Origin of the sequence: Nostoc sp., from assembly GCF_036917755.1 — a bacterium.
GTDB lineage: Bacteria > Cyanobacteriota > Cyanobacteriia > Cyanobacteriales > Nostocaceae > Nostoc.
Window position 1 is genome coordinate 45,937 of sequence record NZ_JBALFC010000015.1, and the last position, 22,662, is coordinate 68,598.

The window sequence follows — 22,662 nt, forward strand, 5'->3', positions numbered from 1 at the left end:
GCAAGGGTTTGAAGTGGTTGATGCTCAATGAAGCATAGGTGAAATCACAGCCAAGCTCGGTCGTATTGAACAGGCCAGAGTTTATCGTGTCCCAGCTGTTTGGCTGCCAGATGCGGCCAGTAAGGATTGCGGAGTAGTTCACGTCCCAACAGCACTATATCAGCTACTTCTGTACGAATAATCTCGTCAGCTTGTTCAGGGAATGTAATTAAGCCCACCGCTCCTGTATGAATATTGGCTTCACGGCGGATGCGTTCGGCAAACTGAGTCTGATAACCAGGTTTAATTGGTATATTGATGCTAGGTATAATGCCCCCCGATGAACTATCGATGAGATCAACTCCTAGAGACTTGAGTTTGTCACTTAAAGCGATACTTTGCTCAATGTCCCAACCCTTATCTACCCAATCGGTGGCAGAAATACGCACCCAGAGGGGATTTGTCTGGGGCCAAACTTCTCGGACTGCTTGAACAACTTCTCTAAGCAGACGAGTCCGGTTTTCAAAGCTGCCACCATAATCATCTTGCCGTTGGTTAGAAAGGGGTGAGAGAAACTGGTGCAGTAGATAACCGTGGGCAGCATGAATTTCCACTACCTTGAAGCCAGCTTGCAGAGAACGTTTAGCAGCTTCGACAAAGGCGTTAATAACTTGTTGAATTCCCTCAAGACTGAGGGCTTCTGGAATTGGGCTATCTTTGCTGAAAGCGATCGCACTACTCGAAACCAAGGGACGCCAACCTTCCTGAGATTCATCCAGCACTTTCCCTCCCTTACTCGGTTTGGCAGTGCTGGCCTTTCTGCCTGCATGAGCAAGTTGAATACCTGCAACAGCGCCAAAGTTATGAATCAATGCCACAGTTTTGGCCAAAGTTTCTATGTGTGCATCTGACCAGATTCCTAAATCTTGGGGGCTAATGCGCCCACGCGACTCTACAGCTGCTGCTTCTGTTAGCACTATACCTGCACCGCCCACTGCGCGAGAAGCCAGATGAATCACGTGCCAATCATTAGCATATCCATTTGTACTGGAATATTGACACATCGGTGAAACGGCGATGCGGTTGCGAAAGGTAACTTCACGAATCTTGAATGGTTCAAACAGATGTGCCATTAATATTGATTCCTTGGCTTGCTAGGTAAAAGAAATTGTGGACGAATTTGCATTAAACGGCTGTAGATTTTCTCTTACATACACTGAAATGAGCGATAAATGCCACAGCCAATAAAAAGAATCCCAAGGTACAAACGCTGTTTCACTGTCACAACCTACCTCTGTTGTTAAATACTTGTTGAATGACTAGAATCCTCATTAAGACTTGGATGGATAGGCTGATTATCAGGCTCTTGGCTCTGGAGTTCCCAGATATCCCGTTTTCCTAGTTCTTGATCCACTAATAACTGTAGATGATCTGGTAATTTATTGTTTTGCCAAATTGACCAAATTTCTCCACAAAATAATTCTTTTTCAATTTGTCCGAAAAACATTGCTTTCTTCTCCAGTAATGTCACAGTTTCAGTTTAGTAAATCCTAATTTCTGAAGGATGAAGTAGCAAAAATATCATCCTTCATTATTTCGCAGTCTTGAAAATACAGGTACTATTCGCCCCTGATACTGGTTGTTAATAAGAGTGTCCTTAAGGAAACTAGGTTTAATCGTACTAAATTGATTTTGAATTCCTTTATAGTATTATTCATGAAAGCTCAATGTTAAAAGTAACAACTTTTACTTCTAAGCTTGGTTGAGATGCTAGCTTGCTATTTAAAAACTTCAAAATATCTTTAGATATGATTCCTATCACCCCGATTTGAATGACTATTAAATATTTGGTTTTAGTATATATAGTGACTAACAAGGAGCATCACCTAATTTTTAGTTTGAAGTGTTTATGTTTGCAGTAAAAGTCAGACTTCAACAACTTTTGATCAGCGAGAAACTGTTTCGTCGAGTCCAAAAGTTTCAATCCTTCCTCAGTGAAGGGTTTTTCTGGATAAAGACTCAAAGGATACTAATCCAAGTTTCCAGCTAATCTAATTGTTGATTTCTGAGATTAATGATGTATTCTGCAATCAAAGTTGTAGTAAACCCGCACCCTTCAACCAACTGGAGGAGATCCTTGGCTCATTTGTAACTGGCATCACGAGGTTCAAGAGGGTGGTTGACTACACCGCAGTTGCCGGAAACAGGAATCCAGATCCCGTAGCGTGGCTCAGACATAGCCTTCAAGAACCCTTGTAATAAACGCTAAAAGTTTGCTTGGCATTAAATTTTGAGTTTATTGGCTAACCTAGCTAATTTGCTACTAATTATACGGTAACTCGATCGGATTGCCGTAATATATAATTATGAGAGTTACATAGATTGTGCTAAAAAACAAGAGGCTATTAAAATTTATTGATATTACTAATCAAAATCAAAACCTCACCCACTAACCCGTCTCCGTGAGTTCGGAGAGGGTTGGGGATGAGGTTAAGCTGTACCTCAGTAGATTAGGGAACGCTATAAAATAACAGATTCTGCGTCGAATAGGTAAGATGAAATTAATTCTCTTTACCTCATGTTTCCGTAAAATTGCAAGCGTCCAATGCCGATAAATTGGCCAGCAGTTTTCTCACCAGAGGGAAAAGCCTTAACGCCAAATAAATAGACGCCACCATTAAAAGGATTGTAATAAGTTTGCAGACCAATAGTAACCGTCTTACCTGGCTGTACAGGAGTATCAAAGGTTACTGTGAAAGTCTGTTGTTTGTCGCCGCCTTTTACGGCTTTGAGTGCCAACTTTGAACCTTGGTGATTGCGTGTACCTTCAAAAGCAAAAGTATCTTTCTGATTGAATTCAATATCTTCAGTCCCCTCAATCTGGTTAAAAGTAACCTGTTGCAACGGTTCCCCAGCCGTCGCTGGCACTTCCAGAGTGAAATAGTACCTCGCATTCGGAACACTTGTATTGCTGTATGGAGTGCTGGCACTAACTAAACGTGGTGGTTTGAGAAAGGCGATTGTGCCATTGCTTAAGGCAACTGCATCGGCTACCGAATGAGGTAGTAAATATAGTCCAGCGCTAACAACAAATAGAGTACTAAAAAAACTAGTAACGTCCTTCATAATTTATAGTTTTACCCCAATGATTTTTCTCTGGGACTTAAATTATTAAGTCTTGTTTCAAATCCCCATACTTAAGCCTGATAAAATCAATTACCACAGCAACTATAATCAACTTTACCGACTATTCATAAGGCAGTTTTGCTGTAATTCTAGCACGCGATTTCAAGTTGTATAGGAATAAAAAAAGTTAATTTAACTAATAATTTTGCCGGAATTTTTATTAATAAATTTCCTCACAAGTCGATGATTTTACCGGACTTTGACTACACATAAACACCCGTATATTGATAAGTTTGCCGTAGTTTAAAATAGTAAATTATCTGAAAAATCGATAATTTTACACGGCAGTAAATTGATCAATTGAATTACATATCAATAATGTTACTGAATTTATAATTAGATAATTATACTGAGAGAGGGAAATACACTGATTTATGATGATTTAATTCCCCAACAAAGCGTAGACGCAGAGTAGTGAGGGGGTCGCGGGAGACACTAAGAGTGATAGCGCAGCGTTAGCGACGTTAGGAGCGTTACCCCCGAACCCGTAGGACTTGTCGTTAGACATAAGCGATCGCTGTGTATATTTGACTTAAAGACAAAAAAAGTATAATAGTGAGCATCAAACCTCTATTTGTTAGAATATCTTTAATTCATTAATTCAGTCGCTATTCCCTCTTCTGTCCAGTCTTCTTCTATGAAAATTTTTTCATTCTTAATCCGAATATGAACATGAGTATACTTAAGTCTTTTGCTACCTTGCCAATCTACAGTTAACCAGAGATAATGATCGTGATTTTCATCAAACACTAAGCAATTTTCAGCATTTTTATCAGGTGATTGACGAGATAAATTATCATATTCAGTTAGCACCTGCTTAATTAACTCTCGATATGCTGTTAATTTATCCATAAAGTAATTTCCTCCCTTTCATTATTAAAAATAATAAATTCAATTTGCTGAAGTTTAACCACTGCTTGAGTTAATATTGAGAGTTTCTCTGTATTTTTACTAATTCATCCACCTGTATTTGTCTGTTGTTTCGGGATGAACTCAATCATTTATGTAACAGCGATCGCCGAAATAACAAATGCTGTCGCCGAAATAACAAATGCTGTCGCCGAAATAACAAATGCTGTCGCCGAAATAACAAATGCTGTCGCCGAAATAGCAAATGTAGTCGCCGAAATAGCAAATGCTGTCACCGAAATAGCAAATGCGTTGGCGAAGCCCGCCGTAGGCATCGCCGAAATAGCAAATGTAGTCACCGAAATAGCAAATGTAGTCGCCAAAATAGCAAATGCTGTCACCGAAATACTAAATGCTGTCACCGAAATACCAAATGCGATCGCCTTACAGAAAACCTCAAAAACTAAGCGATCGCCTATATGGAAGAGTGAGTGCGTTAGCGTAGCTCACCGTAGGTATCGCTTTGTTTAGGCATTCAATTCTCAATTTTGCAAAGTTGCCAATACTATCACAACCCCAGCCAACACCGCAAAGATTGTTCTAACAGTTCAGCATCAGCATTAGCTAACTTGCCGATCACTTTTACAACCAAGCTTTTATGCACTGTGTATAAACCTCTCTTGACTGCTGTAGGCACGTTTAGCCCTGCTGCTGACCATTCAGACAAGACAAACTCACCTTCTAGCAATGCTCCAGTTTTGCTCGTCAAGGGTGTAATTAGGATGTCTTGAGAAACATGTGGCGCACTTACAACAACAGCAGGTCTAACTTTTGAACTGGACAAATCTGAAAAGGGATACTGAACCAAAATGATGTCATTTTTAGAGTAGTTGGGCATAGACATCATCCTCAGCATTATCCCAAACTGATGAGAGTGATGTTTGACTGGTTTGAAGCCAAAATTCAGTTTCATCATCAGGAAGCAGCGTCACTAGCACTCTTGTTCCTTCCGGTAATTCCTCTGACTCCAGCAATTCGATTTTTCCATGCCGAACAGTAGCCCAAAACGTTTTTAGCATATCCGTTTTATGAATAGTCATGCTTTAATTTTATGCTTCGATAGTTTATGAGGAGCGATCACCTTGCAGAAAACCTCAAAAATAAAGCGATCGCCCAGAAAACCTTAAAAATGTAGATGTTGCAGTTTAGTGGATAATTTGGGGAACACTAAGAAAACCCAATGAGTTCAATATAGCTTTTATGCCTACTGAGTTAACGGTTGAGACTCTATTACCTCTTTCTATCCAAGAACGTAAAGTAATAATTTTGAATCATACTTTATTAATTGATGTGACTCATATTGCGGATGAAGATTTGCATACAGCGTACAAGTACGGAAAAGTTATCTCTTCAATAGCACCTGCTTATTTTCAATATCAAATTGCACAAGATCACCAAAATTTATCAGTTCTAGAATTAGAGAGACAATCTGAGTTAATTAGCAGTAAAACTGATAAATTTGCAGATAATTTTATTCACTGGTTAAAAGCTAATTTTGAAAAGAAAAGTGCAATACTTGAGCATCATCCTAACCCGCGAAATCTTTTTGAACTCTGTGGAGCAAAATTACTAGTAATTAGCAACTCCGTGACAAGAAGCCTTAGTACAAAAATGGGAGTACTCTGGGAAGAAATAGCTGATATTAGTCCTTATGTAATTATACCTGAATTTGAATTTGGAATTAAAATTAAAGGAATAGACATTCTTATACTAACAGAATAAACAGTTAAATTTGCACAACTAAAAACTCTAAAAGTTACATTAACTGGTTCTCAAGTGCCTAGAGCAAAAAATGAATTAAGGATTCATCAAAACCCTTTATTTATAGCAGCTTTTAATTTAGGCGATTGGACATTTAACAACAATAAAATACCTCGTATAGCGATTTACTTGATTGAAGAAAATCCTAATTATTTAGATGTTACAGATGCTTTTTTTCAAGCGATGTTTGATGGTGAATTTAGTGTTATCACATCAGTTTTGACTATCACAGATTCATAGTTTGAGTCTTTTTTGTATGTTGCGATCGCTGATTGTATGATGGGATTGTAGGCGATCGCCTATATGGAAGAGTGAGTGCATTAGCGTAGCTCACCGTAGGTATCGCTTTGCAGAAAACCTCAAAAATAAAGCGTTAGCCTTGCAGAAAACCTCAAAAACTAAGCGTTAGCCTTGCAGAAAACCTCAAAAACTAAGCGTTAGCCTTTCAGAAAACCTCAAAAACAAAGCGTAGACGCGCAGCGGCTTGTGGTTAGACATCGCCTGTTATAGACAAGACAAACTCACCTTCTACGCCTCAGCCAAAAATTTGGCAATAAAAGGGTTTGTTATGCAGAGTTACAACTTATCGATCAACTTGTCATATTCTGCATGTGTACCGATCCAAAACCACGAAATTCCACCTTCTACCTCGACACCTAAAGCTCGGTAATTTAGTCCTGCTCGAACTGACCAATACTTGTTGCCAATCTTTTTGAAATGGAGTGATAAATGGGACGGATCTGTTTTCAGTAACTCATAGCATTGATCGGCAGTCTGTTGCACATTTTCAGGCAGAGCATTGTAACATTGCCAGAAACGGCGCGTTGTATAGTGCATCAGATTTCCCGACAGTGACCCGCATTGAATTCAGCGATCGCTTCCTGTGCTAAAGCTTCCAATTTTCCATCAGCAATGTCTTTCTCTAATTGCTTATCCCAGCGTTGATAGTCCAAATCAGCAAACCACTCGATGAGTTTTTTATACTCATCAGGTGACAGTTGAAGAATGGCGGACTCAATTTGCTCAAGCGTTAACATAAAGGGATATCAGTTTCACTTTGAATAAATTATAGCTTGCCTACCGATTGTTCTTGCGTTGTAACTAATGTGGCGATGTGGCGATCGCCTGTGTGGAAGGGTGAGCGATGTCTACGACGGGCTACGCCTACGCCTTACAGAAAACCTCAAAAATAAAGCGATCGCCTGTTGTCAAAGAGTGAGCGATTACATTCCCAAAATCTCCCCAAGAACAATTACACCCCACACTCCCAAACAGCGATCGCATTCTAGGCAATTTCATTAACGATTTTTTATGATTTTACGTAATTATACGGTTAACAAATATATTATTAGATTGTGCAAAATACAATCAGGACAATAAATAATTATAGATAATGATTTTGGGATAATTATCACAAAGTTTATTTTTGAATAATATATTGTATGAGAGAAACAGGTGTAATTAAGTTTTTTGGCAAGAAACGAAGAAATCCGAAAACTAATTTTGGTTTTATCAAGCGTGAAGACGGTAATGAAGTTTATATCCACAAAGATAACGCTTGTTATACAATTGCTGAACTGGCTGAAAGATTAGGGTTAGAAGAAAGTATTATTGAATCTGAGAAATTAAAACCTAATCTGTCTGAATGGAGTATTAGCAAAGATCCAAAAGCGATAGAGTGGGAATACTTATCAGCAACAAATAATTTTTACCCTGTTTCTTTACCAGAAGGAATGCGTGTTACTTTTCTTGCTCATATTCTTCTTTATGGCTCTGCAAAGCATCCCAAAGATCAACTTTTTGCTGAAGATTGAGCCAAAGACTTGGGCCATTTCCTAAAGCTTTACCAAGACGTATTGCTATATCTACTGTGATTGATTTTTGACCATTAATAATTTCCTGAATTTTTTGATTAGATACTCCTAAAATTTCTGAAAAATTTGCGGTATTAATATCTAAATCATCTAAAATATCTGCAATTACTTCGCCGGGATGTATTGGTCTTACTAATCTATCATCAGTAATATCTTGCCAATTATGCATAATCAATAGTCTTTAATCACCCGGACTTGATATGATATCCCAAAAGTCGGGTAATCATTACCAAATCGTTGCTAAATTCAAAATAAACCCCTGTAAAACATCTTCTCCTGACAAAGTAACAGGCGATTCCAACACCTTAACCTCTTGACCTTCGCGATAAATCTCCACTTGCCGGGATTTACGATTAATTAACCAACCCAAACGCACACCATTATCTATGTATTCCTTCATCTTTTCTTGAGCGACTTTCAAACTATCACTTGGCGAAAGTAACTCAACAACAAAATCAGGACAAATGGGTGGAAACTTTTGTTTTTCTTCTTCAGTTAAAGCATCCCATCGTTCTAACTTTATCCAAGAAGCATCAGGTGAACGGTCTGCACCATTGGGAAGTTTAAAACCTGTAGAGGAATCAAAGACAATACCCAGTTTATTTTGCTCATTCCAAATCCAAAGTTGAGCAGTTAGCCCAGCGTTACGATTTCCGGTTTCTCCGCCGGTTGGTGGCATGATAATTAGTTCTCCGGTTGCAGTGCGTTCAAACCTCAAATCGCGGTTTGCTTGACATAGCTGGAAAAACTGCTCATCTGTCAATTCCAGCACAGGTTTAAGATTGACTGTTAGGGCATTCATAAGCAGGATAGGCAATGGAGCCTAGAGGTTACACTTATTTTATGATGATATTATAGAAAGCGATCGCTTGTATGGAAGAGTGAGCGATCACCTTACAGAAAACCTCAAAAACAAAGCGATCGCTTGTATGGAAGAGTGTGCGATCGCCTTGCAGAAAACCTCAAAAACTAAGCGATCGCTTGTATGGAAGAGTGAGCGATCGCCTTACATAAAACCCCAAAAACAAAGCGATCGCCTGTTATGGAAGAGTGAGCGATCGCTTTGCAGAAAACCTCAAAAATAAAGCGTAGACGCGCAGCGGCTTATCGTTAGACATCGCCTGTTATGATATTGATTAAGTTTTTACCCCTGGTTGTGTTTGTTAAACAACTCTTAAAACCCAAAAGCTAAAGCATCCAACATATATTTACTTTTATCCCGTCCCACTTCCAGATAGATTTCTAATAATTCTTCATAAGCAGTTGCTCCCCCTACAATATTCCAAAATTCATTTCCGATAATTACAGCCTCTTCAAAAGGTAAATAACTTTTTGCCTGTGTCCATTTATAATCAGCTTTGGTTACACCATATGGATTATAAGGCATAGCATAGTAAGCTTGTAATTGGGGACGATTTACACCGCGCAGTAAATGAAATCTAAGTAGACGTTGCAAGACTTCTAAACATTGTCCTTTGTTTGGTTTAGGAGCTTTAATTTCAAATAATAATTCTGTGCCATCTTTCTCCATAATGTAAAGGTCAGCGCGAACCACCTTTGTTTTTAAATCATCAGTGCGTCTAGCATTCAAGACTGCTGTTATCATCTGTTCAAAAGTTGGCTTTGCTTGTTCTTTTTTAGCAGCAGATTCGTAATTTTGTTTTTGCAGTTCAGCTTCTGCAAAAGCAGCATTACTGACTTCCGCTTTAACATCATAACCTCGACGTACATCTTGGTGATGTTCTAGAGCAATTAAGCGAGCGCATTCTTCTAGAGAATTTCCCAATCTGGTACTCAAGCCACGTTCAAATTGATTGATACGTATTAATTCTGGTGGTATAAGTGCCGCTTGAAATGGCTTTAATTCTCCGTTAGATGAATATCTTGATAGATACTCTACTGCACTATTAAGCTTTAAAATTTTACGTCCTTTATATTCATCTATCAGACCCTGAAGAAAACCCTCTAAATAACCTTTAATTGCTACGTGAGTGTTTAAACTAATAGCTGCCATATTGAAAATTAAACCTGTAGAATTATATTTAACAAAGCTTTTGCTAAATGGTAAACGACAGGAACGGAAACCGCATTACCAAATTGATGCTTCGCTGTACTCTCACTCTCAGCGATTTTAAAAGTTTCTGGAAATCCTTGTAATATAGCATAATCTTTAGCTGTTAAAGGTTTATATTTATTTTTGATATAAATTTCTTGAATAAAAGTTTGCTTATATGCTTCTGGCTCCTGACATTCTATAGATATAGTTGCAACAAAGTCTCTAGTTCCGGTTGCTGTTAAAGTTGCAATAGCCTCAGCATGAGGCAAGAATATTTTAGAAATTCCATTAATTCCTGAAGAAATTTTAGAATTAACAAATTCATAGCCTTTACCCTCGACAAGATGTAGAATTTCTTTAGCTACTAAAGTGTTTATTTCTTCAATCTGTAAACTAGGAATGAGAGCTTGTAATACTTTAAGCTCTAAAGGATTACCATCTTTAAGTCCATAAATTTTCTTTCTTCTATTTCTCAATATAGTTTGACAAATGAGTTTTTCTCTCAAAGTTTTTTCTATTAAGTCCCAAGAATGAATAGTAGTATGTCCATCTCTGATATCAGCAAAAGTGAAAAAATCATTTAATTCATCTATTTTTTGAAATCTACCTCTAGATGCTGGGATTTTACCATCAGAAAATAAAATTTCTGGTGGAAATTTCTTTTTCGCAAAATTACTATGTTGAATACCAGCAATTACATCATAAAGTTTTAGCTGTTTATCTAAGGAGTGAGGAAAGATAAAAGCCCAGCATTTATCAATATCATTTCTAATTCCAACAATAAATATTCTATCTCTATCTTGAGGTAAACCAAAATCGTAGGAATTAAGCACTTGGTATTTAACTACATAACCACATGCTGTAAGATTATTAAGTATATATTCCAGGCTATTTCTATTTCTTGGCTCTGTTAAACCTTTAACATTTTCAAATATAAATGCCTTGGGCTGGTTAGCTTTGACGACTCTAAAAACATCAATCCATAGCTTCCCCCTGGGGTCGTCTAAACCTTGTAATTTACCAGCTATTGACCAAGGTTGACAAGGAACACCGCCAACTAGCAAATCTATCTCAAATGGGAGCTTATTTAAATGAGTAATATCTCCTAAATATGCTTCGTTAGTATTGACATCACGAATAAAATTATTTTGGTAAACTTTAATAGCTTCTTTATCAATTTCCGAATAGCCTAGACATATTCCTCCTAACTCTTGCAGAGGAATTCTAAATCCACCTATGCCAGCGAATAAATCTATAAATGTAAATTTTGAGTGAGAAATTATGATACTTGCAGGTTCAAATAATTGAAATAATTCTAGTTGTTGAGCATAAACATTTGTCATAACTCTTGTTTTTTTATTCAGTTACCAAGGTTAACATTCATTAAGTAGTACTTGGAGATTTTCAAAACATCTCCTAACTCACTGCATATTCTGTAAACTGTCTCATAAAAGGAGACTGAAAACCTAACACAATGTCTTCCTTGGAAACTCCCGCAGCTACCAAATTAGCTGCAATATCATCTTCTGTACCATTCCACTGAAGCCAAATTTTACTACCTTTAATATCAATATGAATAATACAACTATGTACCCAGTCTTGAGCTTCCCACCCTACATGAACTATTTGATAATGGTCACGTTCTGTATCAAAAATTGTTTCAACTTCTATATTTCCGTTAGCTGGTTTTTGCTCACTATAATCATGTAATATCTGTTGTACAAGCTGGCGATATCGAGTTAATTTATCCATTGGAAAATCACCTCTTGTTCTACATCATAAATAAGCATTTTCACTTGATTTTCTGCTATCATCTCTTTAGGAAAATCAAGTTTAAAAAATGTTTTGTAAGTTGTTAAAGGTACTGCTAAATACAAAACACGCTCTGGTTGCCCCCGTCGTAATGCACCTCTATAATTAATAAACTGTCCTAATGCTGTATGAAATTCTGAAATAGCAGACGACCTTTCTAAAAAACTTTTGACTTCGACTGCAATTTTTTGTCCTTCACGTTCTGCTGCAATCAGCTTTTGGGCGGCTAAATCAATCGAAAGGTTAACTCCTCCCACGCTAATTGTGAGTGGATCGTGAGTAATTTGCCAACCATCTTTCTGTAAAGCTGTTTTGACAACTTCATGAAAGACATCTTTAGCAGACATACATATCTATAATTATATATTTGATTTTCATTTAGCCGCATTCCATCCAATTTGTCAAAACCGTTTTTTATGTAGAGACGTTCTATAAAACGTCCCTACATTTATGATTAGGGATTATTCTATCCCTTCAATCCGGTCTTCAACCTCTTGATACAACTCGCGCAGACGATCTAAATTATCCTCGCTAGTCTCCCAATAACCGCGTCCATTCACTTCCAACAAAGTTGATACAATCTTGCGGAAAGAATGGGGGTTGAGGTTCAGTAACCGTTTCTGCATTTCTTCATCTTTGATGAAGGTTTCATTAGTATCCTCGTAAATCCAGTTATCCACAGCGCCAGCTGTCGCACTCCAACCCGTTGTATTCACCAACCGCTTGGAGAGTTCGCGCACACCTTCGTAACCGTGAGACAACATCCCCTCGTACCACTTGGGATTTAACAATTTGGTACGCGCATCCAAACGCACGGTTTCTGATAATGTCCGCACTTGGGCATTAGCTGTGGTTGTATCTGCAATATAAGATGCTGGTTTTTTACCATCACCGCGCAGACTTGCCACAAGCTTAGTAGGATCTGAATCGAAGTAGTGGGAAACGTCCGTTAAGCTAATCTCGGAAGAATCGAGATTTTGGAAAGTTGCATCAGCAGTTTTCAATGTACTTTCAAAAATCTGCCGGGATTCGTCCATGATTCCGGGGTTATCGGAATTGAAGGAGAAGGATTTCCGGTTGAGATACATTTCCTGCAACTCCGCTTCGCTGTCCCAAGTGCTGTTTTCTACCGCCAAGTTGATATTTGACGAGTAGGAACCAGAAGCGTTGGAGAAAACACGCGTCGCTGCTTGACGCAGATTAATCCCCATTTCCTCAGCTTGCTGCAAAGCGTGTTTGCGAACAAAGTTCATTTCTAAGGGTTCATCCGCCTCAGCCGCCATCTTTACCCCTTGGTCTAGCAGGTTCATTTGGTTGATGAACAAGTCGCGGAATACACCAGAACAGTTGATTACCACATCAATTCTGGGGCGTCCCAACTCTTCTAGAGATATCAATTCCAACTTGTTCACCCGTCCCAAGGCATCAGGAACTGGACGCACGCCCACCATCCACATAATTTGGGCTAGGGATTCACCGTAAGTTTTGATGTTATCGGTTCCCCAGAGGACACAGGCAATGGTTTCTGGCCATTTTCCTTCGTTTTCCGCCTTGTTACGGATCAAAAGCCTGTCTACGACAATTTTGGCTGATTGTACTGCTGCTGTTGTTGGGATGGATTGAGGATCGAGTGCATGGATATTCTTACCTGTGGGCAATACATCCGGGTTGCGGATGGGATCGCCACCAGGGCCAGGTAGGATGTATTCACCTTCTAAGCCTCTGAGTAATGCCCCTAGTTCGTTGTCGGCACAAACTTGCTGGAGGCAGAATTCCAAATACTCAAATAGGGGTTTGAGTGTGGCTGTGTCAACTTTGGGATAACCTGCTTTATGCAATGATTCTACCCAAGGTTCTTTTTTGCCCATGTTGAAGAAATTCAACCGGGAAACCAGAGAAACTCGCCCTTCGGCGTCGATTTGCTCTTGAACAAGGGCGCTAACTGCTGCACGGGTTGCTAAGGTGATATCTTGCAATAACTGGACATCTTGTAAAATGCCCCGATCGCTATTTTGGTAAATATCATCAATGTTACGCCCAATGCTGTTAGCGATAATTCCCGGTAAGCCTTGAAGTCCTTCTTCCTGACGATCTAGACTAGCAATGTTGACCAGAGTTGCGATCGCTTCTTCTGCACTTGGAGGTTTACCAATGACGTGCAACCCACAAGGCAACAACCTAGACTCAATTTCCATCAACTTGCGGTAGACGTTGCCAACAATATTATCCCGCTCATCGGCACTCATGTCTCTGGCATCGGTTTCTGGCAGGTTAATATCCTTATCCAGATTCACGATCCGGCATTTATCCATGATGCTGTTAACAATGGAAACACCGCGTCCACTATCTTTCAAGGTTTGGTAGGAAGCAATTAACTCGCTGAGTTCCTTCAAGCCTTTATACAAACCAGCATTTTCTGCCGGCGGTGTCAAGTAAGAAATTGTTTCGGCATAACTCCGACGTTTGGCAATTGTCGCTTCACTCGGATTATTCGCTGCGTAGTAATACAGGTTAGGAATTGAACCAATTAAGTTATCTGGATAACAATCGCCAGACATCCCCATCTGTTTACCTGGCATGAATTCCAAGGAACCGTGTGTACCAAAGTGCAGCACTGCATCAGCTTTCCAAACTTGCTCTAGGTAAGTATAGTAGGCAGCAAAACCGTGGTGAGGACTAGCTGAACGCGAGAACAACAGCCGCATCGGGTCGCCTTCGTAACCAAATGTCGGTTGGACACCGATGAAGACGTTACCGAATTGCTTACCATAAATCAGCAGATTTTGCCCATCGCTGTTGAGATGTCCGGGAGGTGGACCCCAGTTTTCTTCAAGGCGTTGAGAGTAGGGGGTTAGCGCCTCATACTCAGGAACCGACATTTTGTAAGCAACGTTGAGTTCCGGGCTGTTGTACTGCGCTTGGGCGTCGTGGATGACTTCTTGCAGCAGCGCTTCGGCGGATTCTGGCAATTCTGGCAAGTCGTAGCCGTTATTTCTGAGGGCTTTCATCACCTCGTAGATTGAGCCGAATACATCTAAGTAGGCGGCGGTTCCGACGTTGCCTTTATCTGGCGGGAAACTGAAAACGGTGATGGCGACTTTTTTATCCAGCTTCGGCTTGCGACGGAGGTTAGCCCATTTTAAGGCGCGTTCGGCTACAGCTTCAACCCGATCGCGCAGTGCGATCGCTTTCCCTGTAGTCCCATCTCTACCCGATAATATAATTGGCTCAATTGCCCCATCCAATTCAGGAATCGCAATTTGCAAAGCTACTTGAATTGGATGTAACCCTAAATCGCTATCCATCCACTCTTCTGTGGTTTGGAATACTAAGGGTAACGCCACCATGTAAGGACGGTTTAAGCGTTTGAGTGATTCAATTGCTTTGGGATGATCTTGTCTGGCTGGGCCACCAACTAAAGCAAAACCAGTCAGCGATATCACTGCATCTACTAACTGTGTGTTGGTATTTGGTTCGTAGAAGTACGCATCCACAGGTTTGGAGAAATCCAAACCACCAGCAAAAACAGGTAGTACCCGTGCGCCTAATGCTTCCAACTCCTGCACCATTGCGACATAATGGGCATCATCCCCTGTAACTAGGTGAGTGCGTTGCAATACCAACCCAACACAAGGAGCTAAGGGATCTTTGAGATCGCTAGAGATATCCTTACGAGCTGTGTACCAATTTAGGTACTCTCTGACATCTTCAAACATACTGGGAGCCAAAGGATGCCAAATCCCTAAATCGGGATAAACCACCGGCTGTTGATATGTAGAAGGTGCAAAATTTTGTTTCTCTAAACCTTTAAATACGTATTTATCAGCTAGCATTAGCAAGAAGTTTTCCAGATTTTCTGGAGAACCACCTAGCCAATACTGAAAACTGAGCATGAAATTTCGGGCATCCTGTGCCTTATCCATTGGTAAAAACTTCAGCACTTGCGGCAGTGTTCGCAAAAGCTTCAGCATCCCATCTTGGAAACCCGCGCCGGATTTTTCTTTGCGTTTCCGCATGAATTGCGCGATCGCACTTTTTGACTGACCCAATTGTGCCAGGGAAAAGCTACCCATTTTACTTAGGCGCATGACTTCTGGCATGGAGGGAAAGACAACAGAAACATCCAGGCGATCGCGGTGTGGTTCTACTGCTGCGACTACTTTCTGTGCTAAGTCTTCGATGAAAATGAGGGAAGCGATGAAGATATTCGCACTCTCAATTTCTCGTTTGAACTCCTCATAGTTCTCTGGGTCGCGGAGTTCCTCAATTAAGTACCCACTGATTTCAATCGCCAAGTCGGGATTGTTCGCGTTAATCCTGCGAACCGCTTGCGACAAAGCACTTTGGTACTGGGACTCTAGCACGACATAGACCACCTTGATTAAATTACGTCCGCGTAAGTTATCTGGCGCAATGTGTCTAATGGTGGACTTGACGTGTGTGAACATGCTTCTTCGGCTCCTTTGATGCGTGTTCTCTACTGGAAGTTCCTTGCGGCATCATCAGCCACAGTTGACTTCGTTATTTTTCGGCAATATGTGTTTTTTATCAGAAAACGCTTACCCACTGGGCATTTTATCCTCTATTTGACACAAATTGATATAAAAAACGAAATATTTCTTTGTAATTATTTACTGTGTATAAAAGTATTTACTCACTTATTTGTAAAGTTTCTGTAATATTATCTTTAATAGTTAAATAGTTATTTAGCTATGTTATTGCATTGACAAAATAAAACCCGCTTGTGCGGGTTGTAAAATTGGATATGTTTGGCGAAATGCGTAGGCATAGCCAGTCGTAGACATCGGCTAATTTCTATAATTTCTTAACTAACAATAAAGTTTAGCTTCTAACTGTTTCAAAATCTTCTTCGGCTCGTTCTTGTCTCCCTTCAGAAATTTCCAAGCAGCAAAACCTGCAATAAATGCAACTGTTGCAGTTCCTCCAGTAATTAGACCAATACCTCCAAGGTATGCCATCGAAGCGCTGATAGCAGCAGCCCCATATAAGGTACTAATTGCAGTACCAGTGCCAGCCACGCCAAAAGCACCAACAGCAGCCCAGGCTGTACTAAGAGCAGCAGCACTTGTAACTACTCCGGCTCCAGATGCAATTCCCAAATTCTTGTGATCCTCAGAATCCATTTGAGTAAGGGAGGCGACAGATACTAAAGCAGCCGCACCAATTAAAGCAGCTCCTCCAGTTGCTACTGCTAGTCCTCCCAACATTCCCAAGCCACCCGCAGCTACAGAACCACCTCCTAAAAAAGCTAGGGTTGCATTAGTTGCCGCACCTCCAGATAAAGAACTAATAGCTACCCCTGTCCCTGCTTTTATTCCTGTAGCCTGAGCGATGGTTGTAGCATTTGGAACAATATTAGATGCTTTTTTAACGGACTTGTAAACTGTTTGAACTGTTTCTAATATTGAGCTTTCTGTTGCGGACTTACCTTTTTGAGAATTGATGGGTTCTCGCATTAACTTGTAAAGTGCTTTACAATCATCTGCTATATCAGAGTCGAGAATTAACGTATCTAGTGATTTCAGATTATTTTTACAACTAACTTGTTCAACATCTCTTAATTTAGAGTAAGCAGAAAGTAACTCTGATCTATAAATACTTGATGTAATAGTATTAATTCTATCAACGATTAATAGGTCAGCAGTGATTGCCCTAGATTTAATACTAAAGTTAAAGTATAATTGCTTAATGTTTTCAGGGATTGAGGAGTTTTGTACTATTGAGTCAAGTTGATTCAAAGAAGTAAAATCAGATATGCTTTCACCCGCTCTAATACATTGAAATACTCCTCGAATAGATTCTTTTTGAACTTGCTTAAGCTTAGATATCTCTAGAGATTTATCAATACATTCTGCAATTGCTATTAGCCTAAAATTTTGACTAGCAAGACTATATCGCCTACAAAAATGTGTATCACTCTGGGCTGAGTCAACAATAAAGTCTAATAGTTCTAATGCAGACAAATCATTTTTATATTCAGCATTACTTAGTGAAGTGTAGATATTACTACATCTAGTTTTACTTTCAAATTTTATATCCGCATTATTAATCAACTTGAATATCATTTTGTCTATATTATCATTCTGCTCAAATAAGGTATGCAGAGTTACAACACTGTACTTTTGATTGAACACAGTTTTTTGTGAAAACAAATCAGAGATTTTATTAAAAAAGCTAGAAGATGTTTTGTCTAAACGGACTTCAGTTCCTTCTGTACAGTTGGCTGGAATATTTACTTCATAGATTTTTCCTGTTCTAGAAGTAAATTTTTGAGTTCCACCCTGCTTGGCTATTTGATAAGGTACAAAAACATGATGGAGTTCATCTGTTGTAACTTGGGTATTATTTGCCATGATTCAGAATCCAAATTAAAAAGCTTTCTAACAAAATTACTGCTTTCAAAATGCCTTATTTTAGAATATAATGACAACTGCAAAAATACGCACGAAAATTAGTGCGAGCGCTTTGATGACCGCGAGTTTTAGCTTGCAATTGCTCAACTTGCTCAATAGTCAAACCAGTGACACGGAGATGAACCAGCTGCTGTTGTTAGTGGTAGTCCTTCGCTTAATGCTTTTTTGAGGTAAAGACTAGGTTCTATGGACTGCGTTTCTGGTAAAAATCGTCTATTTTCAACCGTAGTTAAGTTAAAGTCGCGTTTGACTTTTGACAGTGAGAAGTCACTATAAGACATTATAAATATGATTAAATATTAATCTATGAGTATTGATACTATCGCGTTTATAGGTGTTTTGTTGGGAATAAGATCAGCAAGAGCGATTGCCTAGAGAATAAAACTAGTAAGATTGAAAAATATTGGAGAGAAGCATGAAAATTACCTATGAACCAGAAGTAGATATATTAAGAATTATATTGAGTGATGTACCCATAGAAGATAGTGACGAAGAAAAGCCAGGGGTAATTTTAGATTAAGACGAAGATGGAAATATTATCGGGCTAGAAATATTAGACGCTTCCAAAAGAATCGATAATCCACGTTCCTTAGAGTATTCGATTTCTACATAATAGAGGTTGGAGATTATTATACCAATTTGAAAAAAGAATGCGACAGATGCATTTGTAGGGGTGGGGTTCCCCGCCCTTTATGTCACTCAGCTTGATTATCGTTCGTTTGGGCCTGTAATTGTTGAACTTGCTCGACAGTTAAACCAGTAACGCGGACAATTAATGCGATCGCAACTCCTTCATTGAGCATATTTGTTGCAATTTCCTCAGCTTTTTGTTCTAAACCTTGTTCTAATCCTTGTTCTAATCCTTGTTCTAAACCTTGTTTTAATCCTTGTGCAAGCCCTTCTTGCAGAATATCTTGATAAATTACAGATTCGCGCATAATATCAATCAGTTTGAGTACCTTCTGTTTTAGCCTGTAATTTTTGAACCTGCGCGACAGTTAAACCTGTGACATCAACAATGATTTCCAGATTGATACCTTTATTAATCATTTTGATGGCAATCTCTTGAGCTTTTTGTTCAAGCCCTTGTTCAAGCCCTTGTTCAAGCCCTTGTTCAATACCCTGTTCAAGCCCTTGTTCTAATCCTTGTGCAAGCCCTTCTTGCAGAATATCTTGATAAATTACAGATTCGCGCATAATATCACTCCGCAAAATTCTTTTAATCACGTCTTTATTTAATACTAACCCAGCTAAGACTGCTGTTGATGCAGCAATATTACTGCGGATTCGGGTGTCGTTTAGTGCTTCAATAACTTGAGCAACTTCTTCTAAAGTTCGCGTTTGATCGTTGGTTTGACTTAAAGCTGCAAACGGTAGCAAACCCGGAGAATTGAAAAATACTTCGGTTGGCTGTTCCCAAAGTCGGATGACTTCAAATCTGTGCAGGCTGTTTTCTAGAACAAATTCCGTTTGATAAACTAACTCAGAATCAGTTGGTTTTAGATAAATTACCACCTGACGCATTCGCTTATGGGGAAATTTCCGATATGCCCGTAAGCGATAATCATTCATCCGAAAGGGAATATCGGCTTTAGGTGCGGTTTGGAATTCGAGATGCAGGATAAGTTCATCCGACTGCAACAAAATTAGTGCATCGGCGCGGATGGGTTCGAGGGATAATTCAGAAGGACTCAGTTCGGTGAGAGTTATTGGTTCACCGAGTAGCCAAGTTGCAAAGTCGCTAGAAAATGACTCTGCGAGAAACTTGCAGACATTATCAAACATAGAGCAAATTATATAGCAGTCTGCTTTGATTTTTGTTCGCGCAGCGTGGCGTAGCCATAATTCTTTGCGTAGACAGGGAGTAGGGAGTAGGGAGTGGGGAGTGGGGAAGAAGCCTTTTCGGGGTGTACTGATTTTTTTCAAAAATCAAATACGAGTCCTATATCAGTTTAATAACAGACTAGAGGGCGATCGCTCTGGTGCAAACACAAAACCACTGGAATTATAGTTGGGACACACTGTAACGATCGCAATTGTGTCAACCCTGACATCGGAACGAATTTAGTCATATTTGCCTCTTGACTAATGACCCCTAACTCCTGACGATTAACTAATGACTCAAGTAGATATTCTGATCCTTTCAAATGGCCCAGGTGAGGTAACAACCTGGGTGCGTCCAGTAGTGAAGGCGTTGCGGCAAGAACTAGGGGATGACCGTTCTCTAGTGAGGATTTCTGTGATATTATCACCTTGCTCAAATGCTAGTGGTAAAGAAGCAGCGATCGCTCTTTCTTACCCAGAAGTAGACAGAGTTCAGGGAGCAGAGCATTTTTGGCAATTTTTGCTTTCGGGTAAAACATTTGAGAATTGGGACTGGAGAAGTCGCGGTGTAATTGTTTTCCTCGGTGGCGATCAAATTTTCCCTGTAGTCATAGGCAAAAAGCTCGGATATCGCACAGTAGTTTACGCCGAATGGTCAGCCCGTTGGCATAACTGGATTGATCGTTTTGGCGTGATGAAAGCTGAAGTTGCTGCCCGTGTTTCGCAGAAATATGCCCACAAATTCACTGTTGTGGGAGATTTGATGTTAGAAGCTAGTAGTAATTCCTCTGACAAAGCGCAAAGTCTGAGCGGAGGTTTCCGACCATCAGAACTTTGTAAGAGAGGACAAATGACTGACTTAATTGGTGTCTTACCGGGTTCAAAAGCGGCAAAATTAACCCAAGGGATACCTTTAATGTTAGCGATCGCTGAATACATTCACAGCAACAGACCCCAAACTAAATTTGTGATTCCTGTCGCTCCAACTGTGGATTTACAAACTTTAGCTAGTTTTGGCGATTCCCAAAAAAACCCTTTTGTGGAAACTTTTGGCTTTAGCGGTGCTTCCTTAATTGTTTCAGAGGACACTACAGGCAAGGCATCGCTAAAAACAGCAAAAGGTTTAACTGTAGAACTGTCACAAGAAAACCCTGCATATCACTTATTATCCCAGTGCTGCATCTGCTTAACTACAGTGGGGGCAAACACTGCCGAACTCGGTGCTTTAGGAGTGCCAATGATTGTTTTGCTGCCAACACAGCAACTTGACGCGATGCGTTCTTGGGATGGTTTACCTGGGTTGTTGGCAAATCTGCCAGGGGTAGGTACAACCTTTGCTAAGGTGATTAATTGGTTATTCCTGAGATTTGTCAAACGCAAAGGTTTATTAGCATGGCCAAATATCTGGGCACAGAAAGAGATAGTTCCAGAACTTATAGGTAAACTCCAACCGCAAGAAGTTGGAGAAATGGTTTTAGACTTATTAGGCCATCCAGAAAAATTGGCTGATATCCGCGCCAAACTCCGCAATATTCGCGGCGAAAGCGGTGCCGCCCAAAAATTAGCAACTTTGGTGAGAGAAGAAATTGATAAATTTTGAAGATTAGAATTAAGGTAAAGTAAAATTGGTTCGTAGTCAGCGATTCATCGCTGACTACGAACCAATTTAAGAACTATAGGACTCTTATTTGATTAGGCTTTTTTCGTTATTTTACTCAGTTTATTGAACAATTACCAATTCGATTGATTGATTTTTCCAATTCTCAAGAAAAAAATATTCATAATCACATAATTCAACTTGTTGAACAAATGCTTGTACTCCATAAACAACTAGATGAAGTACAAACACCGCCACCCAAAAAAAGAATTCAACAACAAATAAATCAATTAGTGTATGAACTCTATGGATTAACTGATGAGGAAATAGCTATTGTTGAAGGTGCATGAATTTAATCAGAAGATTCTCCATCTCTTCGCCCAAGTTCATAAATGCCGGCGGAGATACAAGCTAATATACCTGTACTAATTCCCCAACTCTCACCTAAACTAATTTCTAGACCCCAGTTCAATAAAGCACCAACTACCAAAAAAGGCGCGATGCTGAACAGAGAAGCGTAGAAAGCGTTTTGGGATTCTCTGGCTTTACGAGTCTTTTCAAATTCTGACTGGCTGGTGTAAAGCGATCGCTCCGCAAAGTTAAACCAGCGATTGAGCTGCTCAATTACCCATTCATTGACTCTTGATAAACCTAGATATAGCGCCAATGACCACAAACTCGCTCCGGCGATCGCGATCGTGTCTAACTCAAAGCGGAAAGGCAAAATTTCAGTCAGCATAGCTTATGAGAGTCCTGCAAAGGGTCAACTTTAGCTGTCAGTAGATGCTAAATAAACCTCATTGTGCAATTTTAAGCATAAATGCTAACAAGATTTCAACTACTTGGCAACTCTCCTGCTCTTTTAAGCTATTTTACGGCAGAGAAAACCTCTGACTCATCGTCTAATTCTACACCTGCAATTAGTTCGCGGGCAGCTTCAGACATTTCAGTTGTATAAGGTTGTAGTGCGTTATTTTTGAGCGTTTCTGTCATAGCAAAATCGAGAAACAGGCGCATCATTACTGAGTCTTCTGCGTCTTCATCATCACCAGATTGCGGTACAATCCGCAAAATTGCAGTATCCGACGATAATACCTCTATCCAACCATCTGCATTGGCAAACTGAGGATACTCCCGATAAAACTCAGCTGGTAGCCTAAATCCTGCACTGTTACCGATTTTGGTACTACGAATGCTATAGGAGTTGCTCATCTTCAAGCGTATCTACAT

General features: G+C 39.7%; 29 protein-coding genes. 9 read left to right on the forward strand and 20 right to left on the reverse strand.

The annotated features are described in order from the left end of the window. Positions 1–44: 44 nt before the first annotated feature. The 4 genes from namA to V7L05_RS05225 all read right to left on the reverse strand — a co-directional run bounded on the left by namA (position 45) and on the right by V7L05_RS05225 (position 4,017). Positions 45–1,112, reverse strand: coding sequence for an NADPH dehydrogenase NamA (gene namA, locus V7L05_RS05210; RefSeq protein WP_335162439.1), 1,068 nt, complete (start codon positions 1,110–1,112; stop codon positions 45–47). A gap of 167 nt (positions 1,113–1,279) precedes the next feature. Further along, entirely contained in the window at positions 1,280–1,486 is a 207-nt protein-coding gene (locus V7L05_RS05215; protein WP_335162441.1) for a hypothetical protein, read from the reverse strand. Positions 1,487–2,550: 1,064 nt separating this feature from the next. Then, positions 2,551–3,105 (reverse strand): DUF2808 domain-containing protein, encoded by a 555-nt coding sequence (locus tag V7L05_RS05220; protein WP_335162443.1) that lies wholly within the window; start codon positions 3,103–3,105, stop codon positions 2,551–2,553. 648 nt (positions 3,106–3,753) lie between these two features. Next, a complete protein-coding gene (locus V7L05_RS05225; RefSeq protein WP_335162445.1) occupies positions 3,754–4,017 on the reverse strand; it encodes a XisI protein in 264 nt (87 codons plus the stop codon). Positions 4,018–4,152: 135 nt separating this feature from the next. On the opposite strand from V7L05_RS05225, the gene V7L05_RS05230 reads away from it, so the two are divergent. Continuing rightward, on the forward strand, positions 4,153–4,545 hold the full coding sequence (locus V7L05_RS05230) for a hypothetical protein (protein WP_335162447.1): 393 nt from the start codon (positions 4,153–4,155) through the stop codon (positions 4,543–4,545). Positions 4,546–4,582: 37 nt separating this feature from the next. On the opposite strand, the gene V7L05_RS05235 is transcribed toward V7L05_RS05230, so the two are convergent. Together V7L05_RS05235 and V7L05_RS05240 are read right to left on the reverse strand one after the other, a co-directional pair. After that, the gene (locus V7L05_RS05235) at positions 4,583–4,912 is read right to left on the reverse strand and encodes a type II toxin-antitoxin system PemK/MazF family toxin (RefSeq protein ID WP_335162449.1); all 330 of its coding nucleotides are present in this window, start codon (positions 4,910–4,912) and stop codon (positions 4,583–4,585) included. Next, positions 4,896–5,114, reverse strand: coding sequence for a hypothetical protein (locus V7L05_RS05240; protein WP_335162451.1), 219 nt, complete (start codon positions 5,112–5,114; stop codon positions 4,896–4,898). Before V7L05_RS05240 ends, V7L05_RS05235 begins: the two co-directional genes overlap by 17 nt. Before the next feature lie 160 nt (positions 5,115–5,274). Between V7L05_RS05240 and V7L05_RS05245 the strand changes: the two genes are divergently transcribed. Together V7L05_RS05245 and V7L05_RS05250 are read left to right on the forward strand one after the other, a co-directional pair. Then, positions 5,275–5,796 (forward strand): hypothetical protein, encoded by a 522-nt coding sequence (locus V7L05_RS05245; RefSeq protein ID WP_335162453.1) that lies wholly within the window; start codon positions 5,275–5,277, stop codon positions 5,794–5,796. Between the two features lie 54 nt (positions 5,797–5,850). Next, a complete protein-coding gene (locus V7L05_RS05250) occupies positions 5,851–6,075 on the forward strand; it encodes a hypothetical protein (RefSeq protein ID WP_335162455.1) in 225 nt (74 codons plus the stop codon). A gap of 336 nt (positions 6,076–6,411) precedes the next feature. Here the strand turns inward: V7L05_RS05250 and V7L05_RS05255 are convergent, their stop codons facing one another. Further along, the gene (locus V7L05_RS05255; RefSeq protein WP_229462057.1) at positions 6,412–6,672 is read right to left on the reverse strand and encodes a ParE family toxin-like protein; all 261 of its coding nucleotides are present in this window, start codon (positions 6,670–6,672) and stop codon (positions 6,412–6,414) included. Beyond that, on the reverse strand, positions 6,672–6,872 hold the full coding sequence (locus tag V7L05_RS05260) for a hypothetical protein (RefSeq protein WP_335162457.1): 201 nt from the start codon (positions 6,870–6,872) through the stop codon (positions 6,672–6,674). Before V7L05_RS05260 ends, V7L05_RS05255 begins: the two co-directional genes overlap by 1 nt. A gap of 67 nt (positions 6,873–6,939) precedes the next feature. On the opposite strand from V7L05_RS05260, the gene V7L05_RS05265 reads away from it, so the two are divergent. Further along, a complete protein-coding gene (locus tag V7L05_RS05265) occupies positions 6,940–7,137 on the forward strand; it encodes a hypothetical protein (protein ID WP_335162459.1) in 198 nt (65 codons plus the stop codon). A gap of 140 nt (positions 7,138–7,277) precedes the next feature. Continuing rightward, on the forward strand, positions 7,278–7,649 hold the full coding sequence (locus V7L05_RS05270; protein WP_335162461.1) for a hypothetical protein: 372 nt from the start codon (positions 7,278–7,280) through the stop codon (positions 7,647–7,649). On the opposite strand, the gene V7L05_RS05275 is transcribed toward V7L05_RS05270, so the two are convergent. Both V7L05_RS05275 and V7L05_RS05280 read right to left on the reverse strand, forming a co-directional pair. Further along, positions 7,576–7,878 carry a HigA family addiction module antitoxin gene (locus tag V7L05_RS05275; protein WP_335162463.1) on the reverse strand — a complete coding sequence of 101 codons (303 nt, stop codon included), beginning with the start codon at positions 7,876–7,878 and terminating at the stop codon, positions 7,576–7,578. The two genes, V7L05_RS05270 and V7L05_RS05275, sit on opposite strands and share 74 nt — an antisense overlap. Before the next feature lie 57 nt (positions 7,879–7,935). Continuing rightward, positions 7,936–8,511 (reverse strand): Uma2 family endonuclease, encoded by a 576-nt coding sequence (locus V7L05_RS05280; protein ID WP_335162465.1) that lies wholly within the window; start codon positions 8,509–8,511, stop codon positions 7,936–7,938. Between the two features lie 79 nt (positions 8,512–8,590). Here V7L05_RS05280 and V7L05_RS05285 point away from each other — a divergent pair, with 79 nt between their 5' ends. Continuing rightward, complete coding sequence (locus tag V7L05_RS05285) at positions 8,591–8,794, forward strand: hypothetical protein (RefSeq protein ID WP_335162467.1); 204 nt, start codon at positions 8,591–8,593, stop codon at positions 8,792–8,794. 89 nt (positions 8,795–8,883) lie between these two features. Here V7L05_RS05285 and V7L05_RS05290 read toward each other — a convergent pair whose 3' ends face one another. The 6 genes from V7L05_RS05290 to V7L05_RS05315 form a co-directional block, all read right to left on the reverse strand. Beyond that, a complete protein-coding gene (locus V7L05_RS05290) occupies positions 8,884–9,723 on the reverse strand; it encodes a TdeIII family type II restriction endonuclease (RefSeq protein WP_335162469.1) in 840 nt (279 codons plus the stop codon). Between the two features lie 8 nt (positions 9,724–9,731). Continuing rightward, a complete protein-coding gene (locus V7L05_RS05295) occupies positions 9,732–11,108 on the reverse strand; it encodes a DNA cytosine methyltransferase (RefSeq protein ID WP_335162471.1) in 1,377 nt (458 codons plus the stop codon). Positions 11,109–11,181: 73 nt separating this feature from the next. Then, the gene (locus tag V7L05_RS05300) at positions 11,182–11,517 is read right to left on the reverse strand and encodes a XisI protein (protein WP_335162473.1); all 336 of its coding nucleotides are present in this window, start codon (positions 11,515–11,517) and stop codon (positions 11,182–11,184) included. Then, entirely contained in the window at positions 11,505–11,924 is a 420-nt protein-coding gene (locus tag V7L05_RS05305; RefSeq protein ID WP_335162475.1) for an element excision factor XisH family protein, read from the reverse strand. Before V7L05_RS05305 ends, V7L05_RS05300 begins: the two co-directional genes overlap by 13 nt. 114 nt (positions 11,925–12,038) lie before the next feature. Beyond that, positions 12,039–16,025: a magnesium chelatase subunit H gene (locus V7L05_RS05310; RefSeq protein ID WP_335162477.1), complete on the reverse strand. Its 3,987-nt coding sequence runs from the start codon at positions 16,023–16,025 to the stop codon at positions 12,039–12,041. Between the two features lie 381 nt (positions 16,026–16,406). Then, entirely contained in the window at positions 16,407–17,951 is a 1,545-nt protein-coding gene (locus V7L05_RS05315) for a hypothetical protein (RefSeq protein ID WP_335162479.1), read from the reverse strand. 475 nt (positions 17,952–18,426) lie between these two features. Between V7L05_RS05315 and V7L05_RS05320 the strand changes: the two genes are divergently transcribed. Then, a complete protein-coding gene (locus V7L05_RS05320) occupies positions 18,427–18,531 on the forward strand; it encodes a DUF2283 domain-containing protein (protein WP_335162481.1) in 105 nt (34 codons plus the stop codon). Between the two features lie 175 nt (positions 18,532–18,706). Here the strand turns inward: V7L05_RS05320 and V7L05_RS05325 are convergent, their stop codons facing one another. Both V7L05_RS05325 and V7L05_RS05330 read right to left on the reverse strand, forming a co-directional pair. Beyond that, on the reverse strand, positions 18,707–18,949 hold the full coding sequence (locus V7L05_RS05325; RefSeq protein ID WP_335162483.1) for a hypothetical protein: 243 nt from the start codon (positions 18,947–18,949) through the stop codon (positions 18,707–18,709). A gap of 4 nt (positions 18,950–18,953) precedes the next feature. Beyond that, complete coding sequence (locus V7L05_RS05330; RefSeq protein WP_335162519.1) at positions 18,954–19,796, reverse strand: Rpn family recombination-promoting nuclease/putative transposase; 843 nt, start codon at positions 19,794–19,796, stop codon at positions 18,954–18,956. Positions 19,797–20,127: 331 nt separating this feature from the next. On the opposite strand from V7L05_RS05330, the gene V7L05_RS05335 reads away from it, so the two are divergent. Together V7L05_RS05335 and V7L05_RS05340 are read left to right on the forward strand one after the other, a co-directional pair. Next, a complete protein-coding gene (locus tag V7L05_RS05335) occupies positions 20,128–21,435 on the forward strand; it encodes a lipid-A-disaccharide synthase (protein WP_335162485.1) in 1,308 nt (435 codons plus the stop codon). Positions 21,436–21,644: 209 nt separating this feature from the next. Further along, positions 21,645–21,782 carry a hypothetical protein gene (locus V7L05_RS05340; protein WP_335162487.1) on the forward strand — a complete coding sequence of 46 codons (138 nt, stop codon included), beginning with the start codon at positions 21,645–21,647 and terminating at the stop codon, positions 21,780–21,782. A gap of 2 nt (positions 21,783–21,784) precedes the next feature. On the opposite strand, the gene V7L05_RS05345 is transcribed toward V7L05_RS05340, so the two are convergent. Both V7L05_RS05345 and V7L05_RS05350 read right to left on the reverse strand, forming a co-directional pair. Then, positions 21,785–22,171 (reverse strand): hypothetical protein, encoded by a 387-nt coding sequence (locus tag V7L05_RS05345; protein ID WP_335162489.1) that lies wholly within the window; start codon positions 22,169–22,171, stop codon positions 21,785–21,787. A gap of 128 nt (positions 22,172–22,299) precedes the next feature. Next, positions 22,300–22,644 carry a hypothetical protein gene (locus V7L05_RS05350; RefSeq protein WP_335162491.1) on the reverse strand — a complete coding sequence of 115 codons (345 nt, stop codon included), beginning with the start codon at positions 22,642–22,644 and terminating at the stop codon, positions 22,300–22,302. Positions 22,645–22,662 lie beyond the last annotated feature (18 nt).

Coding starts and splice junctions, on each gene's coding strand:
- namA (WP_335162439.1), bottom strand. CDS start 1,112: ATGGCACATCTGTTTGAACCATTCAAGATTCGTGAAGTTACCTTTCGC.
- V7L05_RS05215 (WP_335162441.1), bottom strand. CDS start 1,486: ATGTTTTTCGGACAAATTGAAAAAGAATTATTTTGTGGAGAAATTTGG.
- V7L05_RS05220 (WP_335162443.1), bottom strand. CDS start 3,105: ATGAAGGACGTTACTAGTTTTTTTAGTACTCTATTTGTTGTTAGCGCT.
- V7L05_RS05225 (WP_335162445.1), bottom strand. CDS start 4,017: ATGGATAAATTAACAGCATATCGAGAGTTAATTAAGCAGGTGCTAACT.
- V7L05_RS05230 (WP_335162447.1), top strand. CDS start 4,153: ATGAACTCAATCATTTATGTAACAGCGATCGCCGAAATAACAAATGCT.
- V7L05_RS05235 (WP_335162449.1), bottom strand. CDS start 4,912: ATGCCCAACTACTCTAAAAATGACATCATTTTGGTTCAGTATCCCTTT.
- V7L05_RS05240 (WP_335162451.1), bottom strand. CDS start 5,114: ATGACTATTCATAAAACGGATATGCTAAAAACGTTTTGGGCTACTGTT.
- V7L05_RS05245 (WP_335162453.1), top strand. CDS start 5,275: ATGCCTACTGAGTTAACGGTTGAGACTCTATTACCTCTTTCTATCCAA.
- V7L05_RS05255 (WP_229462057.1), bottom strand. CDS start 6,672: ATGCACTATACAACGCGCCGTTTCTGGCAATGTTACAATGCTCTGCCT.
- V7L05_RS05260 (WP_335162457.1), bottom strand. CDS start 6,872: ATGTTAACGCTTGAGCAAATTGAGTCCGCCATTCTTCAACTGTCACCT.
- V7L05_RS05265 (WP_335162459.1), top strand. CDS start 6,940: ATGTGGCGATGTGGCGATCGCCTGTGTGGAAGGGTGAGCGATGTCTAC.
- V7L05_RS05270 (WP_335162461.1), top strand. CDS start 7,278: ATGAGAGAAACAGGTGTAATTAAGTTTTTTGGCAAGAAACGAAGAAAT.
- V7L05_RS05275 (WP_335162463.1), bottom strand. CDS start 7,878: ATGCATAATTGGCAAGATATTACTGATGATAGATTAGTAAGACCAATA.
- V7L05_RS05280 (WP_335162465.1), bottom strand. CDS start 8,511: ATGAATGCCCTAACAGTCAATCTTAAACCTGTGCTGGAATTGACAGAT.
- V7L05_RS05290 (WP_335162469.1), bottom strand. CDS start 9,723: ATGGCAGCTATTAGTTTAAACACTCACGTAGCAATTAAAGGTTATTTA.
- V7L05_RS05295 (WP_335162471.1), bottom strand. CDS start 11,108: ATGACAAATGTTTATGCTCAACAACTAGAATTATTTCAATTATTTGAA.
- V7L05_RS05300 (WP_335162473.1), bottom strand. CDS start 11,517: ATGGATAAATTAACTCGATATCGCCAGCTTGTACAACAGATATTACAT.
- V7L05_RS05305 (WP_335162475.1), bottom strand. CDS start 11,924: ATGTCTGCTAAAGATGTCTTTCATGAAGTTGTCAAAACAGCTTTACAG.
- V7L05_RS05310 (WP_335162477.1), bottom strand. CDS start 16,025: ATGTTCACACACGTCAAGTCCACCATTAGACACATTGCGCCAGATAAC.
- V7L05_RS05315 (WP_335162479.1), bottom strand. CDS start 17,951: ATGGCAAATAATACCCAAGTTACAACAGATGAACTCCATCATGTTTTT.
- V7L05_RS05320 (WP_335162481.1), top strand. CDS start 18,427: ATGAAAATTACCTATGAACCAGAAGTAGATATATTAAGAATTATATTG.
- V7L05_RS05325 (WP_335162483.1), bottom strand. CDS start 18,949: ATGCGCGAATCTGTAATTTATCAAGATATTCTGCAAGAAGGGCTTGCA.
- V7L05_RS05330 (WP_335162519.1), bottom strand. CDS start 19,796: ATGTTTGATAATGTCTGCAAGTTTCTCGCAGAGTCATTTTCTAGCGAC.
- V7L05_RS05335 (WP_335162485.1), top strand. CDS start 20,128: ATGACTCAAGTAGATATTCTGATCCTTTCAAATGGCCCAGGTGAGGTA.
- V7L05_RS05340 (WP_335162487.1), top strand. CDS start 21,645: ATGCTTGTACTCCATAAACAACTAGATGAAGTACAAACACCGCCACCC.
- V7L05_RS05345 (WP_335162489.1), bottom strand. CDS start 22,171: ATGCTGACTGAAATTTTGCCTTTCCGCTTTGAGTTAGACACGATCGCG.
- V7L05_RS05350 (WP_335162491.1), bottom strand. CDS start 22,644: ATGAGCAACTCCTATAGCATTCGTAGTACCAAAATCGGTAACAGTGCA.